Source organism: Sphingobacterium thermophilum, assembly GCF_039541675.1.
In the GTDB taxonomy this organism is placed as follows: Bacteria; Bacteroidota; Bacteroidia; order Sphingobacteriales; family Sphingobacteriaceae; genus Sphingobacterium; species Sphingobacterium thermophilum.
Map to the genome: position 1 here is coordinate 16388 of NZ_BAABGR010000020.1, position 19600 is coordinate 35987.

The following is a 19600-nucleotide window of genomic DNA, read 5'->3' on the forward strand; positions in this document are numbered from 1 at the left end:
AAGCGATTTCAGCATGACTTTTTATGACGGCGAAGAAAAAAGACTATTCTTAGAATTTGTACATGATACAAATAAAACTATTGAATGGGTTAAATCCAAAAATATTGATGGACACATCCAATGGTTTAAAACAGAAAAAATAGAACAATTTTTTGGATTATCATCAACTTCTTCAACAGTAATTTTCATTATACATTGCTCACAAGACCGTTGAATTGTTTTTGTTGAATGGATATATAAGCAAAGAGGCAAAGTTTTTACTTTGCCTCTTTTATATTTTAAGCGTGAATAGCTCTGTTTGCCGTAGCAGCGAGTGCCGCTTCTTTTATAGCTTCCGTATAAGTAGGGTGGGCATGACAGATTCTTGCAATATCTTCAGCAGAAGCACGGTATTCCATGGCTACTACTGCTTCGGCAATCATATCTGCTGCACGCGGCCCTATCATATGGACGCCCAGCACTTCATCTGTTTCTGCATCAGCAAGGATTTTTACGAAACCGTCCGTATCTCCAGATGCTTTAGCACGTCCTGATGCCTTGAAAGAGAAGGTTCCAGTTTTATATTTTACACCGGCTTCTTTAAGCTGCTCTTCGGTTTTACCTACAGAAGCTACTTCCGGCCAAGTATAGACCACTCCCGGAATCAGGTTGTAGTTGATATGTGGTTTTTGCCCTGCAATTCTTTCTGCTACATACACTCCTTCTTCTTCGGCTTTGTGGGCAAGCATAGCGCCTCTTACTACGTCACCGATAGCATAAACGCCTTCCACAGCCGTTTCCATATGTTCGTTGACAGGGATTTTGTTTCCTCTTTCTTCCGGTGTGATGCCTATATTTTCTAACCCTAAATCTTTGGTATAGGCTACACGTCCTACAGCCACGATACAGTAGTCACCTTCAAAAGTTACAGGTTGACCTTTAGCATCCTCTGCTGTCACTGTCACTGTTTTACCATTGTTAGTAGCACCTGTAACTTTGTGGCCTAAGAAGAACTCCATGCCCAATGATTTTTTCAATACACGCTGCAGTTCTTTTCCAAGGCTGCCATCCATGGTGCTGATGATAGATTTTGCGTATTCAATTACAGACACTTTAGCCCCTAGACGCGCATAAACCGATCCTAATTCCAAACCGATGACACCACCACCGATAATAATTAGGTGTTTTGGCACTTCTGTAAGGTTCAATGCTTCGGTAGAAGTGATGATACGTTTTTTGTCTATAGGTAAGAAAGGAAGCGCGGTAGGTTTGGAACCTGTAGCGATAATTATATTCTTTCCTGTGATTTCTTCTGTAGAACCGTCTTTTTTCGTAATCTTGATGGTGTTTTTGTTTATGAAAGAACCAACACCTTCGTACGAATCGATTTTATTTTTCTTGAAAAGAAAAGAAATACCGGCTGTATTTTGAGCGATCACATCGTTTTTACGATCGATCATCTTTTTCAAATCTATTTTGAGATCTTTTACAGATATACCGTGGTCTGCAAAGGCGTGAGCCGCATTGTGATAATGTTCTGAAGTATCCAATAAAGCTTTTGAAGGGATACATCCTACGTTAAGACATGTACCTCCAAAGGTGCTATATTTTTCTATTACTGCTGTTTTTAAGCCTAATTGAGCACAACGGATAGCAGACACATAACCCCCTGGACCACTACCTATAACTATGACATCGTATTGCATAATTGCTGATTTAAAATTTTATTGCAAAGTTAATGTTTATCAATTACTATTGCCAAATTATGTTTGCATAAAAAAAGGCACTTTGATGTGCCTTATACATATCTTAATATTGCTATTTATTCTGCAACGATTTTTCCTTTCATGACGCCGAAATGGCCAGGGAAACTACAGATATAATCGTACACTCCTTTTTCCAATGTTACGGTGATTTTGTCTTCTTCACCAGGTCCTAACAATTTGGTATGAGCAACGATAGATGTTAATGATGACTTAGGGATATATTCGTTGTCTGCCGCCGATGATGCTTCTCCACCGAATGTTGCTAGGTCTACGCCTGGCTTAAGGATGACAAGGTTGTGACCCATTGATTCTTTTGGCATGGTGCCTACGTTTTTGAACGTAATTTCAACAGGTTCGCCAGCTTTTACACGAATCAATTCTATGTTGAATTTCATTTGGTCATTACCCTCTACAGTCCAAGTATTAGAAATTTGAACATTCTCAATACCTTCCACGGTTTCCGTAGAGGCGTTAGACACTTCTTCTGAGGTAGCATCCGCATTGTTTGCATTATTGTTGTTATTATTGCCACCGCAAGAAGCGAAAGCCAATGTTAAAGCAATCGATGGAATTAAAAAATATTTTTTCATATCTGTTTATAATATTGACTTTTTAAAGTTAAGAACATTCTTGATAACGAAACAATTAAATCGGAATTTATTGTCTATTTTTGTAAATATTGACAATCTTATTATACAAGTCTGCAGGATCGAATGGTTTTGCGATTACTTCGTCGGCGCCCACATCGATGGCTGCCTTTTGCTCGTGTTCCATGACGGATGCGGAAACCGTGAAAATAGGGATTCGTCTTTTTTGAGAGTCCGGATGATTACGGATTTCCATAATAGCTTCGAACCCGCTCATCACGGGCATATGGGTGTCCATGAGTATGAGATCAAAATCTTGGCATTCCAAAGCATTGAGAGCTTGGCGTCCATTTTTGACAATGGTGACCTCACAGTTCCACGTTTTGAGCATATGAGAGAGCATGAAGCTGTTTAGGTCATTATCTTCAGCTACCAATACCTTGAAGTCCGATAATTTTTCAAAGTTGGCATAGCTTTCTATCTTTTCTTTTTGTTTGATAGACTGGTTTTTGGCTTCCTTGATGTCTGCTATGAAGGAGAAGGTAGAGCCTTCACCATAGACGCTATCTGCTGTCACCGATCCATTTAAGAGTTCAGCGAGCTTCTTGACAATGGTAAGTCCGAGACCTGTTCCGCCGAATTTTTTCGTAATCTTATCATCTCCCTGTTCGAAGGCATCGAAAATTTTATCTACAACTTCTGGTTTAATGCCAATACCGGTATCTTTTACCGCAAAACGTATGGTGTAGTTATCCTCTTTCTTTTCCAATAGGTCTACGGAGAGGACTATACTTCCCTCCTCGGTAAATTTTAGACTATTGGATATAAAGTTGCTGATAATCTGCTTGAGCCGCAGAGGGTCAAAATACATCAAAGCCGGAATCCGATTGTCGATATCAATTTGAAGGTTAATATTTTTGTTCTGTGCCTTGATGTTGAATATGTTTATCGTCTCATGTATAAGATCTCTGAGGTTGAAGTCTTCAAACTCTATTTTCATCATTCCAGAGTCTATTTTGGAGATGTCGAGGATGTCATTGATGATCATCAGTAGGGAGTTTGAGGCACTGCTCAGGCGGTTGACCCAATCACGTTGCTCTTCCGAAAGGTTAGAGCTGTTGAGCATATGAACAATTCCTAAGATGCCGTTAAGGGGTGTACGTATCTCATGACTCATGTTGGCAAGGAATATTTCCTTGGACTTGCGTGCATGTTCGGCCTCCTTGTTGGCTTGAATCAGTGCAATACGTGACTGTTCGAGCTCTGCATTTTTCTGAATAATCTCTTCCTGAATACGTACATGCTTTACGAAAGTTGTAACCTTGGCAATGGTAATGGCTGGATTCAAGGGTTTATATAAGTAATCTATTGCTCCACTTTCGAGACCTTTAATCAAGTATTTATCCTCTTTGGATATGGCAGTCACCATGATAGCTGCGATATGGCTTGTCTTAGGGTTAGATTTCAGCAAGGAGACGAATTCAAAGCCGTTTATTTCCGGCATCTGAACATCAACAAGCGCTATGGAAATGTCGTTTTTCCAACAAAGTTTAAGCGCCTCATTGGGGTCTGTGGTGCTGATGATATTGATGTCGGGTATATCTTTCAGCAGGGCTTCCAGACTAATGACATTTTCTATTCTATCATCAAGAATCAAAAGGTTGATGTTCTTCATCGCAAACTATTATTTTAAATCTTTGAAAAAGCTGATAATCTGTTCGTCGTTCCACACAAGAGCACCTGTGGTTGCTTTTATACCGGCTCTAGGCATGGTATCTATAATTGCACATTCGGGATTCTGTACAATGGCCCGTCCTCCGAAAGCTTCTACTAGCGCTAGACCCTGAGCTCCATCGGCGTTTGCTCCCGACAGCAGGAATGCCGTACAGCTTTTTTTGTAAATCTGTGCTGCTGTCTCAAACAAAACGTCGATGGAAGGTCTTGAATAATTGATATACTCGGAGCAGTCCAGTGAAAAACGGTAATCAGGCTCCACCAACAGATGATATCCTGCCGGAGCAAAGTAAACATAGTTCTTCTGGATTTTCATATTATTGTAGACAGAAGTAATATTTCTTTGTAACTTTTTCGCTAAACTGCTCTCTATCTGCGTTTCAAATTTTTTATTGCGATGGAGCACGATACAGATGGCCTGCTCAAAATATGAGGGCAACTGCCCAAGGAACGTCGTAATCAAAGGGTAAGAACCTGCAGATCCTCCAACCAGTATGATTTCCTTCGCAGTAGACATTATTTTATTTTTTGATAAATGTTATTTCTTTTGTCAATGACTTTAAATTTCTCTTTGATATCTTGGGCGTACAGACTTTCTTTGGCCCCCAAACATAAGAAGCCGAACAGGCTTAAAGACTCGTAAAAGAGGTTAAGGACTTTTTTCTGTAGCTCTCTATCGAAATAGATCATCACATTGCGACAGAGTATCAGTTGAAATTCGTTGAATACGTGATCGGTCACAAGATTATGGGTAGAGAACAGAATTTTATCTCGGTATTCTTTATTGATGATGACGGCATCATACATGGCCGTGTAATGACTGGAAAAATCACTTGCCAGTTCTGTTTGTAAGTAATTTTCAGTGTAGGACTGGATTTTCCGTGTACTATACACACCTTTGCGGGCAATGTCCAACGCCTTATGGCTGACGTCCGTGGCGTAGATGAAACTTCGTTGAAGAAGGTTGGAGTCTTTTAGCATTATGGCCGTAGAATATGCCTCTTCACCGGTGGCGCACCCAGCACTCCACACCCGAATCTGAGGAAAAGTCTCTATGTAAGGAAAGACATTTTTTCTAAGCGACACAAAAAATTGTGGGTCACGGAACATTTCCGTTACATTCACCACTATTTCCTGGATAAAGTAATTGTCGAAATCTTTGACATTCACAATTGCATTTTTGAGATCTACAAGATCCATTTTCTCCACTTGAAGGAATCTTTCTACTCTTCTTTTCAGGGAGGATTTGGAGTAGCCTGAAAGGTCATACTCCGTAACATTTTTTAAAAGATAAATAATATCTTCTAGATCTTGGAATTGTATAAGTGGATTTGAATTTAGCCCAACCATACCTGCATCAACGAAGTTAGTTTATCAATATCTATAGGTTTGCTCACATAATCGTTGGCCCCTATCTGTATAGATTTCTCCCGGTCGCCTTTCATAGCCTTTGCTGTAACAGCTATAATAGGTAAGTCCTTGTAATTTAACACGTTGCGTATGTACTGAATGGCCTCATAGCCATCCATCTCCGGCATCATGATGTCCATAAGTACGATGTCGATCTTATGGTCCGGATTTTTTAGAATTTCTATTGCTTCTTTGCCGTTATTAGCTACCTCAATATGCATATTGTAGCTTTGTAGGCTTGTCGATAACGCAAAGACATTACGCATGTCGTCATCTGCAATCAGGACACGTTTGCCATTGAGGTTGTTGGTATGTATTACAGTAGGTATTTCCGCTTTGTGTATAATGTTATTTTCCTGTTGTAGTTTGTTTAAAAACAGGTTCACTTCATCGATTAGCCGGTCACTGGATTTGTCAGACTTTAGAATAGTTGCCCTAGCGTCTGCTAGGATTTTGTCATATTGGTCTTTAGGAAGCTCATATGCCGTATTGATGATAATAGGAATTTTTGATAGTTCCTTATTTTCTTTGATACGTTCTATAAGCTCAAGACCGTTGCCGTCCGGCAGACTTAAGTCTAGGATGATGCAGTCAATGTTGTTTTCCTCGTTGAGTTTGTTCCATGCAGAATTCAACGAGAAGGTCTGTATGACATTGATATTTTGGCTAGCAAATGAATTTTTGATGTGGTCGCTTTGCAGCTCTTGGTCTTCCACCAGCAATATTTTCTTCACGGAGCTGCTTAGGTTGAGGTTTATATCTTCGAAGGTTTTCTGTATAGCCTTTTCCGTTACAGGCTTGTGCATGAAGCCTATGGCTCCTTTTTCTAGGAAATCTTTTTTAGAGAATGTAGCTGCAGACATCATGTGTATAGGGATGTGTTTGGTTGCCGGCTCTTCTTTTAGTGTGCGTAATACCTCCCATCCATCGACAATAGGAAGCATGACATCGAGGATGATGGCACTTGGAAGTTCGGTTTTTGCTATTTCTATCCCTTTGGCACCGTCGTGTGCCAACATAACTGAAAATCCATAGTTTTCTGCAAAGCCTTTAAGAATATCGGCAAAATTCACATCATCTTCAATAATCAAAATAGTTTTCTGCTGAAGTATGGAAGTTTCTGCCAATCTTGCTATTTCTTCTTTTATAGGTTTCTCCGGCTGAGATGATACACTAAGCTCTTCTTCATTTTGAGGCGCTGATATGGTCTCAAGAGGTTCTGTAGCCGCTTCCTGCAAAGGTAGGATTAGGGTGAACTTACTGCCTTTTCCTACTTCACTTTCAAGCGTTATACGTCCTCCCAAGAGACTGGCTAGTTCTTTACTGATGGAAAGTCCTAGTCCTGTGCCTCCGTATTTACGGCTGGTGGAGCCATCTTCTTGGCGGAATGCTTCAAATATTAAATCCTGCTTATCTTTTGAAATACCTTTGCCGGTATCTATGACATCGAAATACAGGTTGTTTGATTGAAGCTGTATGTCCAGACGCACTTCTCCGCCGGGCTCGGTAAATTTGAAGGCATTGGAAAGGAAGTTTTTTATGACCTGTTGCAGACGATATTCGTCGGAAAGAAAGGTTTTAGGTACCTTCTTGGCAATAGAAGTCCTAAAAGTGATGTTCTTATCTTCTGCAATGGCTCTAAAGAGCTCTTGGAGCTCTTTGACAAAAAGCTCTGCTTCAATCTCGCTTATGTTTAGTTCAATATGACCTGCTTCAATCTTCGCCAAATCGAGAAGCTGATTAATCAGCTGGAGGAGGTCTGAACCCGCATCATGGATAACTTGGGCATACTTGATCTGTTCTTCATTGAGATTATGCTGCTTGTTATCCTGAAGCAGCTTTGCCAAAATCAAAATACTGTTTAGTGGTGTACGCAGTTCGTGGCTCATGTTGGCCATGAATTCCGATTTATACTTGCTGGCCTGCTCTACTTCTTTGATTTTTTGATCTATTAGCTGTTGAGCCTGATGTAGCTCTTGATTTCTGAGTTCCAGCTCCTCGGCTTTGCGGTTAAGCTCCTGATTGGTTTGGGTAAGTTCTTCCTGTTGTACGCGAAGCTCTTCTTCCGACGATTCCAGTAGGTTAGTCTTTTGTACAAGTTCTTCGTTGGTGATACGCAATTCTTCCTGCTGTGCTTCTAGCTCTTCGTGTTGTACCTGCGCTTCCTCGAGAAGGTGTCTCACCATACGGTGGTTTTGTCCGAAACGGATGCGTGTTGCTAGGTTACGGTTCGCCCTGCGGAAGAAATCCCTATATCGGATAAGATCTTCTTCTTTGCAGTCCAAAGCCACTTCTATTACTCCTATAACTTCATCTTCATAGGATAGAGGGTTGATAAAGACGAACAAATCGTTTCGTGTAATGAAGTTGGAAAGTCCATTCGTCTGGTCATCTTTATCTATTTTCTTGAAGTAAATTTCATTTGTCGCAGCTACCTGACCCAATATCTGTTCGCCGAAGGTAAATTTTTCTATTTTATGTGTGGTAAGTCCTATGCCTTCATACAGTTCAAAGATGTCGGAATTGTCCTTTCGGAAGTAAATGGCTAAAGCATGAAGTGGGAAAGTCTGCTTGACAAAATTTTTTATGATTTGGGCAATTTCACGTTCGTCGTCAACACCGCTTATTTCTTCAATGAGGGCATTGTTTTTCTCTAAAATCCAATTGTATTCATCGATTTTCTTTTGGGCTTCTACAAAGTCCTGGTTGATTTTTTTTAGTTCACGTCTGGATTTCCTTAATGTTTTCAAGGATTGATATACGAGGTAATAAGTGAATAGAATAGTGAAGAATGACAGGATAATCAGAGAAAGAGTAATGTTGCGGACACGATCTAAATGAGTTTTATTTTTGTTGAATTCCTGATTACGGAAATCGAAGATAGAGCTGACAAAATTGTTGTATATCTGGATGTTTTTCTCTTGTTTTGCCAACCAGAAGGATATGACATCAGTATGTTCTTGTTTCATTAATGAGTCCATCCTATCCTCATCCAATAAATCTTGCGCAAAGGATATTATGGTTTTCGAAAGCTGCTTATTCTGTCCTTGCTCTCCTAAAGACTCAAGCTGCAAGATTTCGTTCTTGATATCAGTATGGTAGGAGAGGATCTGTGCTTTCAGCTCATAGGAAGGATTCCTAATATAATCTATATGTCGTTGGGTCAACTTATAAAGTCTGCTGTTCAGATCACGGGCTACTTCCAGCTGCTGTTGTGCGTTATTAAGAATGTTGTCGTTTCTTTTCAAATAATTTTTTAACTCGCTAAACAAATACGCTGAAGAAGCTATAGTAATAATTATTGATATGATTATACTGCTGAAAATCTGATTGCGGTATTTTGAAGTATCCATAGAAAATTGTCTCGCCGATAAGGTCTCTTAAGCTTGCCCAAAAGTAGAAATTTTAAATAAAATATACTTATTTCGGCACGCGATAGTCCCTATTTTAATTGCTATACCAATAGATTAATGGTGTTTTAATGTTTTCTTAGTGCTTTTATACTAAAATAACTGAATTTATCAATTTTTTCCAATAAAATAAAATAAATTAATATCTTTAGGGAACTTAAAACAAGATTGAGGCAAGATGATGAACACAGAAGTTACTATAATCCTCACCATTATCGGTTCGGTAATAGGTTTAGCCGTTTTACTTTATATTTTGCCTATCAATTTATGGTTTACGGCGCAGCTGTCCAATGTAAAAATTAGTCTTTTGAATTTGGTGTTGATGCGTTTGAGAAAAGTGCCACCGGCTTTGGTAACCAATGCTATGATTACTTCGACAAAGGCGGGGCTAACTATTACGACAAACGAAATAGAAACCCATTATTTAGCGGGTGGAAATGTAAATAAAGTTATAAAAGCTTTAATTTCGGCGGATAAGGCCAACATTCCTTTGGATTTTAAGCTTGCTACGGCTATCGACCTAGCAGGAAGAGATGTGTTTGATGCGGTTCAGCTTTCGGTAAACCCTAGAGTCATCAATACCCCTCCGGTAGCGGCAGTGGCTAAAGATGGTATTCAGCTTATCGCCAAGGCGCGTGTTACGGTGCGTGCCAATATCCATCAGCTGGTGGGGGGTGCAGGGGAAGAAACCATACTGGCACGTGTAGGTGAAGGTATTGTGACCACTATAGGTTCATCTGCGGATCACAAGGAAGTGTTAGAAAATCCCGATAGAATTTCTAAAACCGTTTTGGCCAAAGGTTTGGATTCGGGTACTGCTTTCGAGATTTTGTCTATCGATATCGCTGACATGGATATAGGCGAGAACGTAGGAGCGAAACTGCAGACAGATCAGGCGGAGGCAGATCTTAAAGTGGCTAATGCAAGAGCCGAGGAGCGAAGAGCTATGGCCGTGGCTAACGAACAGGAGATGAGAGCCAAAGCACAGGAAGCAAAAGCCAAAGTGATTGAGGCGGAAGCACAGGTACCGATGGCTATCGCGGAAGCTTTCCGAAACGGAAACCTCGGTATTATGGACTATTACCGTCTGAAAAATCTCCAAGCCGATACTGATATGAGAAACTCGATCTCTAATCCTAAAGGTGATGAAAAGAATGGATAGAGGTTTATAATAAAAAACAAAACCTTGGTGATGGGCACCAAGGTTTGCTACTAACCAATTATAAACCTAAATTATGAAAAGACTACTTTATGAACAATCGGGCTTACTACTTCCGTATTGTTGAGACAAAGTTACATCAAGATTTGACTCCCGTCAAGTCTTTTAGAAGAGAAAGTTGTGAAAACAACTAGTTTCTGACATTGTTGTGATTTTTCTTGTAAATCGTGATAAATAGCTGTCGCTATTGAATAAATTTCTAAAAATTGCTTTCCTAAATTTGAAATAATTAATTTTGCTGTCTATATGATTTATACTAAATTCAAAACTATTAAATGTGTTGTGCTGGATGTTGATGGGGTTTTGACAGACGGCAAAATTTTGGTCACGGAAGAGGGCCATCAGCTGCGCACATTCCATGTTAAAGATGGTTATGCCATACAGTATGCCGTAAAACAGGGGCTCACTATTGTGGTGATTACAGGGGCCAAATCTTTAGGAGTGAAAGCCCGATTCGAGGGCTTGGGTGTCAAGGAAACTTATTTGGGAATTCACGATAAATGGTCTGTGCTAGAAGAGGTGATGAATCGTTATCAACTAGCTCCAACGGAAGTCATGTTTATCGGTGATGATATGCCGGATTACCTTTGTATGCAGAAGGTGGGGGTAGCTGTAGCTCCGGCCGATGCTGTAGAGGAAATCAAAGCCATATCTCATTATGTGTCACGCTGTAAAGGAGGGGAGGGCGTGGTACGTGAAGTGTTAGAGAAAATCCTGAAATTACAGGGTAAGTGGCATAATGATATTTTTGTTCCTAGCGTTTGAGAGAAATATGTTATTGGATAGATTGAAGGACATAAGGGTGGTGTTGGCGTCACAGTCACCAAGGCGAAAGGAGCTGTTAGCAGCTTTGGATATTGATTTTGAGGTGATTGTCAATAGTGTTGATGAATCGGTTCCTTCCGATATTCCTAGTCATCAGGTGGCAGAATCGTTAGCGTTGAAAAAGCTTTCCGTTTTTGATACAGAAGAGTTTAGTTCATCTTTGGTTATTGCTGCGGATACTGTGGTAGTAGATTCAGAAAATCAGGTGTTGGGAAAGCCGGTATCTGAGCAGGCAGCTTTTGAGGTGATTAAGAGCTTGTCCGGGAAACCGCATGATGTATACACCGGAGTAGCTATGGCTTATGAAGGCAAGAGAGTGTCTTTTACGGAAAAAACAAAGGTATATTTTGACAGTCTGACGGACGAAGAAATCCGTTACTATATAGCGAAATATAAGCCGCTTGACAAGGCAGGAGCCTATGGTATTCAAGAGTGGATAGGTCGTGCAGCAGTTATATCTATCGAAGGATCATATGAAAATGTCATGGGGCTACCAACAGTTCGGCTTTATAAGGAACTAAAAAAATTAATCAAATAAAAAAGGAGGCTTAAGCCTCCTTTTTTATTTGATATGATATCGAATACCTGTATAGAACATCCTTCCTGTCAAAGGACCCCATAGTAGGTTTGTATCGAAATACTGTCCGAAAGGTTGGTCGAACGCAAGAATAGGATCTTTCTGATATTTATTGGTAAGGTTTTCCCCACCAACATAGATACTGAAGTTTTTATCCTTGCCGAAAGACTTGCTCACCTGTGCATTCATGGTGATGTATGCCGGAGAGTAGCTATCAAGTTGGTATTCTGTAGGATTATCTATAGTTGATGGAAGACGTTTTTTTCCTACTACGTTAAATGTATAGTCAAAACTCCATCCGCTATGCAGGTTGTATGCTAAGTTCATAAATCCTCTGTGTTTTGCAGTCAAAGGCTTACTTAATGTACCAGCCTTCTTATAATCCGTTTTTACATCGAGCAGACGGTATGCAAAGCGTGCTTCAAAGTGGCGGGCTGGCATGAACCGGAATTCGGCCTGTAAGCTGTTGGAATACGATTTGCCATCCAGATTGTAGATATTTACTTCACGTGGATTTTCCCAGTCTATGACTACCTGATTTTCGAAGTTGTTGTGGAACAGCTCTATGGCAATTCCAGACTCTCTGCCGAAAAGTTTGAAATCCTGATCCAAGGTAATTCCTGTATTCCACGAAACTTCCGGCTTAAGACCATATGCCGAGTTGGAAGATTGCAAGTTTGCGTAGTCTATAGTTCTGGCAGAAGCTAGCATACCTATGTTTTCGGCAAAGATGTTTGCGGTACGTTGTCCTCTTCCCGTGCTGATACGGATGGTATTACCTTCAAAAGGATTGTATCGGACTACAAAGCGTGGGGTTGTGAACCATCCGTATAGAGAATTGTAGTCCTGGCGAAGGCCTGCCACCAAGTCGAATTTTTCCGTAGGACTATAGGTATATTCTGCGAATACGCCCGTAACTGTTTCTGTACGCCCGAAATCATGGCTTTCAATATTTTCTTTGTATTTGTCGTAGGATACGGAGACTCCCACTTTATATTTGTGATCAATAGTTCCTAGGATATCTTGAAATATAAGGTTGGCATATCCGTTGGTTTGCTTATTGCTGTAGTCTCTTAAGCCAAAGTAGCTGTCTTGATTGTAGTTGGAAGCAGAAAGTTGCAGCCCTACACTTCTATATCGGTTTTCGGGGAATACATAACCTATTTTTCCGAATCCTTCAATTCTTTCGTTGTCGAAACCTAGTCCGTAGATGGCATTGCTTCCACGGTCTTCTTTGTTGAAAGATGTTTGCCCTCCTGTACGCTTGTCTTTTAGGTATTTAACCCCAAATTGGGCGATAAGACCTTTGCCGTTTTCGAAGTGCCATCTATTTATACCGGAAAAGAGATTACCTACAGGGACATCCCTAAAACCATTGTGACTGAAGTTCATGTCTTTGTTGTACATGAAGTTGTCATGTAACAAGAGACCTACAGACCATTTGTCGTTGATCTTTTGAGCCAAGTTGAGGTTGAGGTCTGTACGTCCCATGTTGTTGGCATAGGCATTGAAGAATAATCTTTCCGAAGTGTGCGGCTTTTTAAGTTCGACGTTGATTTGTCCGGCCATATTTTCGTAACCGTTTACTACGGAGCCAATACCTTTGCTGATGTCGATGGACTCAATCCATGTTCCGGCGATGCTGTTTAATCCCAGTGGAGAGGCAAATCCTCTGGGGCCCGGAAGGTTTTCTACTGTAAGTTGGGTATAGATGCCGCTGAGACCTAAAAGTTGTATCTGTTTGCTTCCTGTCACGGCATCGCTGCTTACCACGTCCACAGAAATTGTTGTTTCAAAGCTTTCGCTGAGGTCGCAGCATGCAGCTTTGAATAGCTCCAATGCCGTAAGAACTTCGACGCGGTTGGCATTGAGCGCTTTGATATAGTTGGATTTTTTTCGACGTGACACTACCACTTCCGACAACACATTGTTTTGAGCGTGGATGACCAATACCTCATGCAGATCTTTTACTTCTATGACTACAGGCTGCATGCCTACGGCAGTGAAGACGAGATGTTTGTTGCCTTCATTATGCTTGATTTTAAAGACACCGCTCTCGTTGGACGTCGTTTGTCCTTTGGGGCCTTCCTGCCAACGAATATTCACATTTGCAATAGGAGTAAGTGAAGCTTTGTCGTCCTCATTGACTACTACACCGGTGATGATGTGTTCGTGGTTGTGATGGTCGGATGTTTCTTTTCTGCCCTTTCCGTGATTATGATAATGATTGTGGTCTTCTCCTTTATGGCCATGATGCTCATGGTCATGATCGTCTTCATCATGTTCATGGTCTTCTCCTAATCTTTCGTAGAGGCAGCATTCATGCAGCTTTTCATACACTTCGTCTGGCGCACGATGTAATGGTGTGTCATGCCCAGCCATTGCAATAGCCTTCTGTATGGCAGAAAGTGTAGTATTGGAGTTATAGGAAACGGTTATTTTTCGTGTTTTTACGTCCCATACGGCGCTGTTTACGCCTTTTATTTTTGCAGCTTTTTCGATCCTTTGTTTACATAGACCACAATTTCCTGCCACGTCAAACGTTGCTGTGCTATCAGTCTGCGCGTAAGAAAATTGAAATATTGTACAGAATAATAATAATACTTTTATGATTTTGTCCATAGTTTGATTTCATTTATACAACCATAAGAAAGATATGCAATAGGCATCTCCTGCCGTCATATTGCATGCGACTTATATAAATGAAATCCTAAATTCTGTAAATGCAGTTTTTGATATAGATAGGGGGTGAAGAATCTATCGATGCATAAAGATAATTTGTGAAAACAGCTTTATGGAATGTATCAGTGACCTTAAAGTCTAGGGCAATCCATGGTAATGAAAGAATGGCAGGGGTCAGCTTTATGAGAAAGGAAGAGCTGTTGTAATCTTTATGTGAGAGCTGGTCAACTTTTACCACCTCATTCTTGCATTCGCCATGGCAGTGGCCGTCGTGGTCTTCGTGATGTTTGTGTGTTTCTGCACAGAAGATACAGGATTCTGGAGATAACTTTTCATAGAAACTTAAGATGAAGGAGTCTTTACAGATATGAACGTAGATGTTCCCTCCAATAGAGACGAAACAGAACATCACACTCATTAATATAGCTAAGACTCTTTTCATCAATTTTTTATATAAATTTCCTATGTAAAGTTAAATGAATTTTTTATATATTTCAATTATAAAAACCTAAGTTATGATGGAACTATTTTTTCATGACCAATCTTTTGCGGTATTGGGCATTATAGCCTTATGCATCGCAGGAATTATCCTAACAAAAGTTTATTCTAAAATCATGTCGAAGTTACACTAACAACTTCCTTTTTCCGCAATAGTGGTAAACAGTCTTTAAATACATCATGATAGTAGCATGGCGTTCAACCCTTAAAGTCACTGTCATGATGTATTTAAGAAATATCCTTTTCAGTAAAGAGTGACTTGATATAGGATACGAAAGCGAAATAAAAAGTATAGAGCGCAATAAGCGGAGAAGATTTCATGGAAAGCAATAAAGACTTCTTTATTGGTAGTAAGTGTTCGGTCTTAGGAAGCTGTATTGACCTTTTCTAGGTAAGAGAGACGGTAAAGACATCGTATCGGTTGTTGTAAAGAAGCAAAGCCCTCCTCTCATAGGTATCCCAAGCCCTTTCCGTCCCTGATTTTGTTCGTCTTATCGAAATGACACCCACCTTAAAAGTTAAGGTAATAAAGGGAAAGGGATGTGATGGATAAAAGAAAACTTTTTGGCAGCATCCCTTTCCTATTAGGTTGACCTCTCAGCTGCAATAAATCTAAGAAGTCCGCTAATGATAGTTATCGGATTTTTTTAGGATAATTGATCCATACCACGATCCCTAAGATCATTGCTACTCCTGCCCATTGTATGCCGGACACTTTTTCGTGCAGTACGAAGTACGACATAGCAACAGCCACGGGTAGTTCTACCGCACTGAGTATGCTTCCCAGAGCAATATCGATTTTGGGCATACCGTAGGCAAAAAGGAAAGGAGGAAGTACCGTCCCAAAAACGGCCAACAGAAGACCATATTGGTAAATCAGCATATCTGTCTCAGGGTCGAAAAGGGAAAAGGGCTGCAGCGTAGTGAAGATAAGGATGGCAGCCCCTGTCACCATCAGCGCACTTTTTTGTACAGGAGGGTAGTCGTTTCCTACTTTTCCATTTACGATGATAAAAATCGAATAGGCTAAGGCAGCCAACAGACCGAAGCATATACCTAACAGCGAAAGGTCGGAGAAAGAAGATTCCATGGCTCCTGTAGCAAAGACTGTAGCGAAGAGTATGGCTATGATGCCTAACGCCTGGCGGGTGCTGGGCTTCTGCTTATACACGATATAGTTAATCAGTGCACTCATCCATATAAACTGCATCAACAGTACTATAGCTATGGAGGCTGGCACCAGCTGTACACACTTGTAATAGATGATGCTGACAATCCCGGTGGAGAATCCCGCAACGATAATTTTCCAGGACGGTGTCGTGCGGCTGAAACGTTGGGAAGAAGATTTTTTTGCAGAAGTGAGGAAATACATCACCCACAATAGAAGCATTCCCAACAAGGCTTGGATTCCGGTAACCTCACCTAAGGAGAAGCCTGCAGCATACGATTTTTTTACAAAGGTAGAGAGGATACCAAAGCTTGCTGCTCCGAAGAACACAGCAAGAGCTCCTTTAAATTTCTTCATACGACAAAGGTCTTAAGAATTAACGATTAATTTGGTCATTAATATGCTATTTTCTTAACTTCGAACGGTATGCGCTATTACCATTATATTTCCGCAATAATCCTTATCCTGCTGATAAGCTCCTGTGGAGCTTACAAAAAGGACAGCAGTCGTACTTCTTATCCTTTGGAATCCTCTCCACGGGAGTATAAAGATGTGCGTAACCATTATGCGCAGCTGCTCCATGTACACCCCCATAAGCTTAATCCGGCTTTATATGCTTATATTGACGAATGGATAGGTACGCCACATCGCTTGGGAGGACAGGACAAGAGCGGAATAGATTGCTCGGGATTTGTCAATAATCTTTTCCAGAGGGTGTACAATATGAAACTTCCGCGCACCTCGCGCGAGATGGCAGAGATTGTGAAGCGTAAGTATGACCATCAATTGAAGGAAGGGGACTTGGTTTTTTTCGCTTTTGGAGAAAAGGAAATTGACCATGTAGGCGTTTATCTGCATAATGATATGTTTGTGCATGTATCGACGAAGCGGGGAGTCATGATATCCAACCTGAAAGAATCTTGGTTTTACAAATATTTGAAACGCTGCGGAACACCTCGAATGTAAGATCTCCTATGGTAATACTTTTGTCAATTAAATCAGAACGAAGAAGATGAGCCCTTTTTCTGTGCTGAAATGTTTATTTTTGCCCAAATAAATTAAGCGAGATGATTAGTAAATCGAGAAAAATTTTTTTGGCAATCTGTATTATTGTCCCATTTATCGTGTACTGCTGGATATATTATTCATCCATTATACGAAATGCGCCTTACCGCTTTGCGGATTTCGAATCTATAGAGCTTACGTATGGTTTGCCGGACGAAATGGTCAATACTTATAATTCAAAGACCGGTGTATACCAATACCTTACGAGAGACAACAAGCTGATGAAAGACACGGTAAGGATGAAAAAAGACGATTTGCTGTATCTGCACCGTAAAGCTATGGAGCTTGGATTCTGGAATGTGGATAATGATATGACCACCAAAAGAGCTTCTGCAGATGAAGGTAAAGAGGTGCCCCGCTATATTCTAAAATATACTTATAAAGAAAAGTCGAAGGAAGTTGTTTTGGATGCGGATTTTCCAGGAACGCCAAAGATGAAAGATGCCGCTAAATCCACCATCGATGCGGTAATCTCCATGATCGCGGAGGCACAGGCAAGAAAATAAGTAGGAACTAGTTTTTATTAAATATAAACAGGGACAATCGTCGATTGTCCCTGTTTTTTTTAGTGGTTTGTTTTCTGTAGATCTTCAGGGTTGTGCTTATGCTTGAAGAGAATAGCAAAAGCGATAACGATTACCAGCGTATAAGCTGCAAAGGTCAACCATATATCTGGCCAGTCTTTTAAGAATATAGCCTTATCAAAGATGCCTCCTTCCAATATCGAAGAACCTTGATTTTTGATAAAATCCAATAGATGTGGGTTGTCCGGCGTGGTCTCCAGACGCCCTGAAAGGTCAGCAATATTGTTATATGGAATAGTGAAGTATTTGTCAATAAGCCATCCTGATACCTGAGAGCCCAATACAGCACCGAAGCCGTTGGTCATCATCATGAAAAGCCCTTGAGCAGAAGAACGTATCTTGGAGTCGGTCGAACTTTCGACAAATAAAGAACCAGAGATATTGAAAAAGTCGAATGCCAAGCCATACACTATGCAGGAGAGTATGATCATCCACAAGCCTTCTGCTGGATTTCCCAAGGCAAATAATCCGAACCGCAGTACCCAAGCTATCATGGCAAAGAGCATGACATTACGTATTCCGAAGCGTTTCAAGAAGAAAGGAATAGCTAAGATAAAGAGGGTTTCGGAGATTTGAGAGATGGACATAATGATGGTGGAGCGTTCTACGACCAGTGAATCCGCATATTTAGGAAAGAAAGCGAATTCACTGAGGAAGACATCGCCATAGGCATTGGTAAGCTGCAGGGCAGCACCCAAAAACATGGAGAAGATAAAGAACAGCGCCATCTTATAGTTTCCGAATAGCTTGAAAGCTTCCAGTCCAAAAATTTCTGTCCATTTTGCATTCTCCTTGATAAGGCGTTGCGGCGGACATTTTGGAATCATAAACAGAGCGTATAGGGCTACCGTAATGGAGCCAGCAGCTGCAATATAAAATTGAAAGGCTGTAGCTTTGTTACCTGTAAGATTGGTAATCCACATGGCAATGATGAATCCTACTGTTCCCCACACACGGATAGGAGGGAAGGCTTTGATAAGATCGTACTTGGCAGAGGTTAGTGAGCTATACGCTATGGAGTTGGATAATGCCAACGTAGGCATATAACAGCACATGGCGGTGAGCATTACTGTAAAGAAGGTGGTAGGGTGGTCCACCTTTGCCAAGTAGATGAGACATACAGCGTAAAGGAAATGAAGAAGAGCATATAGCTTTTCTGCATTTACCCAACGGTCTGCCACTATCCCTACAATTGTCGGCATAAATAGAGATGCTATCCCCATCGTGGAAAATATCGCTCCGAATTGTGTGCCATCCCAATTTTTTGTACCGAACCAGTAGTTGGCTATAGTAATTAGCCATGCTCCCCATACAAAGAACTGTAGGAAGTTCATGATGGTGAGTCTTATTTTGATCGACATAACGCTTTAATTATAATGATGATTTTCTTTTTTCAATTTCGTCACGAATTTTAGCGGCTACCTCATATTGTTCGTTGGCGATAGCTTTCTGAAGAGTGCTCTCTAGCTGCTCCATAGATAGAGCGGCATAAGGGGAAGTTTCTTTCGGTGAGGAAGATTTTTCGGCAGGTTCCTCTTCTTGACTTTCTCCGGTAGTCACGGCATTGATATTTTCCAAGAAGGCTAAGTCATTGTTTTCCATGACGATTCCTGCTGATGACATGATGAAGTCGTAGGTATAGATAGGGCAATCGAAACGTACGGCCAAGGCCACTGCATCGGAAGTGCGTGCATCGATTTCATGTGTTTCATTGCCGTTGGTGCAAATGATTTTCGCGAAAAATATTCCATCTACTAGGTTGTATATCAAAACCTCGTCAATGGAAATATGGAAAGTTTCGGCAAAAGATTTGAAAAGATCGTGGGTCAGCGGACGGCTAGGTACCATCTTCTCGATTTCTACAGCAATAGCCTGGGCTTCAAAGCCTCCGATTATGATGGGTAATCTTCTATTGCCATTAACTTCTCCCAACACAAGAGCATAAGCCCCCGATTGTGTCTGGCTATACGATAAACCTACTATATCTAACTTAATTTTCTTCATCCGAACACCTTCAATAGTACAAATATGTGAATATTAACGCCAAAAAAAAAGTAGCATGCACATTTTTTGCACATACTACTTTGATATCTAAG

General features: G+C 40.7%; 16 protein-coding genes. 5 read left to right on the forward strand and 11 right to left on the reverse strand.

The features are described 5' to 3' along the window. Positions 1 to 278: 278 nt before the first annotated feature. The 6 genes from lpdA to ABD873_RS08995 all read right to left on the reverse strand — a co-directional run bounded on the left by lpdA (position 279) and on the right by ABD873_RS08995 (position 8829). Positions 279 to 1685, reverse strand: coding sequence for a dihydrolipoyl dehydrogenase (lpdA, locus tag ABD873_RS08970; protein ID WP_345067519.1), 1407 nt, complete (start codon positions 1683 to 1685; stop codon positions 279 to 281). A gap of 116 nt (positions 1686 to 1801) precedes the next feature. After that, positions 1802 to 2335, reverse strand: a complete 534-nt coding sequence (locus tag ABD873_RS08975; protein ID WP_039052989.1) for a plastocyanin/azurin family copper-binding protein — start codon at positions 2333 to 2335, stop codon at positions 1802 to 1804. Between the two features lie 67 nt (positions 2336 to 2402). Next, entirely contained in the window at positions 2403 to 4007 is a 1605-nt protein-coding gene (locus tag ABD873_RS08980; protein WP_345067523.1) for a response regulator, read from the reverse strand. A gap of 9 nt (positions 4008 to 4016) precedes the next feature. After that, positions 4017 to 4583, reverse strand: a complete 567-nt coding sequence (locus ABD873_RS08985; RefSeq protein WP_345067526.1) for a chemotaxis protein CheB — start codon at positions 4581 to 4583, stop codon at positions 4017 to 4019. Then, positions 4583 to 5416 (reverse strand): CheR family methyltransferase, encoded by an 834-nt coding sequence (locus ABD873_RS08990; RefSeq protein ID WP_345067529.1) that lies wholly within the window; start codon positions 5414 to 5416, stop codon positions 4583 to 4585. Before ABD873_RS08990 ends, ABD873_RS08985 begins: the two co-directional genes overlap by 1 nt. Further along, on the reverse strand, positions 5404 to 8829 hold the full coding sequence (locus ABD873_RS08995; protein ID WP_345067532.1) for a hybrid sensor histidine kinase/response regulator: 3426 nt from the start codon (positions 8827 to 8829) through the stop codon (positions 5404 to 5406). The genes ABD873_RS08990 and ABD873_RS08995 overlap by 13 nt, the downstream gene beginning before the upstream one ends. A gap of 238 nt (positions 8830 to 9067) precedes the next feature. Here ABD873_RS08995 and floA point away from each other — a divergent pair, with 238 nt between their 5' ends. The 3 genes from floA to ABD873_RS09010 all read left to right on the forward strand — a co-directional run bounded on the left by floA (position 9068) and on the right by ABD873_RS09010 (position 11468). After that, positions 9068 to 10048: a flotillin-like protein FloA gene (floA, locus tag ABD873_RS09000; RefSeq protein ID WP_039053958.1), complete on the forward strand. Its 981-nt coding sequence runs from the start codon at positions 9068 to 9070 to the stop codon at positions 10046 to 10048. A gap of 303 nt (positions 10049 to 10351) precedes the next feature. After that, positions 10352 to 10870, forward strand: a complete 519-nt coding sequence (locus tag ABD873_RS09005; RefSeq protein ID WP_039053956.1) for a KdsC family phosphatase — start codon at positions 10352 to 10354, stop codon at positions 10868 to 10870. 7 nt (positions 10871 to 10877) lie between these two features. Further along, the gene (locus ABD873_RS09010; RefSeq protein WP_345067537.1) at positions 10878 to 11468 is read left to right on the forward strand and encodes a Maf family nucleotide pyrophosphatase; all 591 of its coding nucleotides are present in this window, start codon (positions 10878 to 10880) and stop codon (positions 11466 to 11468) included. 24 nt (positions 11469 to 11492) lie between these two features. Here the strand turns inward: ABD873_RS09010 and ABD873_RS09015 are convergent, their stop codons facing one another. From ABD873_RS09015 to ABD873_RS09025, 3 genes are all read right to left on the reverse strand, one after another. Further along, complete coding sequence (locus tag ABD873_RS09015; RefSeq protein WP_345067539.1) at positions 11493 to 14129, reverse strand: TonB-dependent receptor domain-containing protein; 2637 nt, start codon at positions 14127 to 14129, stop codon at positions 11493 to 11495. Positions 14130 to 14217: 88 nt separating this feature from the next. Beyond that, positions 14218 to 14631 carry an HYC_CC_PP family protein gene (locus ABD873_RS09020; protein WP_039053154.1) on the reverse strand — a complete coding sequence of 138 codons (414 nt, stop codon included), beginning with the start codon at positions 14629 to 14631 and terminating at the stop codon, positions 14218 to 14220. Positions 14632 to 15321: 690 nt separating this feature from the next. After that, the gene (locus ABD873_RS09025; RefSeq protein WP_345067542.1) at positions 15322 to 16212 is read right to left on the reverse strand and encodes an EamA family transporter; all 891 of its coding nucleotides are present in this window, start codon (positions 16210 to 16212) and stop codon (positions 15322 to 15324) included. 69 nt (positions 16213 to 16281) lie between these two features. On the opposite strand from ABD873_RS09025, the gene ABD873_RS09030 reads away from it, so the two are divergent. Further along, positions 16282 to 16821: a C40 family peptidase gene (locus ABD873_RS09030; protein WP_039054010.1), complete on the forward strand. Its 540-nt coding sequence runs from the start codon at positions 16282 to 16284 to the stop codon at positions 16819 to 16821. 101 nt (positions 16822 to 16922) lie between these two features. Beyond that, positions 16923 to 17426 carry a hypothetical protein gene (locus ABD873_RS09035; protein ID WP_345067547.1) on the forward strand — a complete coding sequence of 168 codons (504 nt, stop codon included), beginning with the start codon at positions 16923 to 16925 and terminating at the stop codon, positions 17424 to 17426. A gap of 59 nt (positions 17427 to 17485) precedes the next feature. On the opposite strand, the gene ABD873_RS09040 is transcribed toward ABD873_RS09035, so the two are convergent. Continuing rightward, positions 17486 to 18865 (reverse strand): nucleoside permease, encoded by a 1380-nt coding sequence (locus tag ABD873_RS09040; protein WP_345067550.1) that lies wholly within the window; start codon positions 18863 to 18865, stop codon positions 17486 to 17488. 10 nt (positions 18866 to 18875) lie between these two features. After that, positions 18876 to 19508, reverse strand: coding sequence for a bifunctional nuclease family protein (locus ABD873_RS09045; protein ID WP_345067553.1), 633 nt, complete (start codon positions 19506 to 19508; stop codon positions 18876 to 18878). Positions 19509 to 19600: the final 92 nt, after the last annotated feature.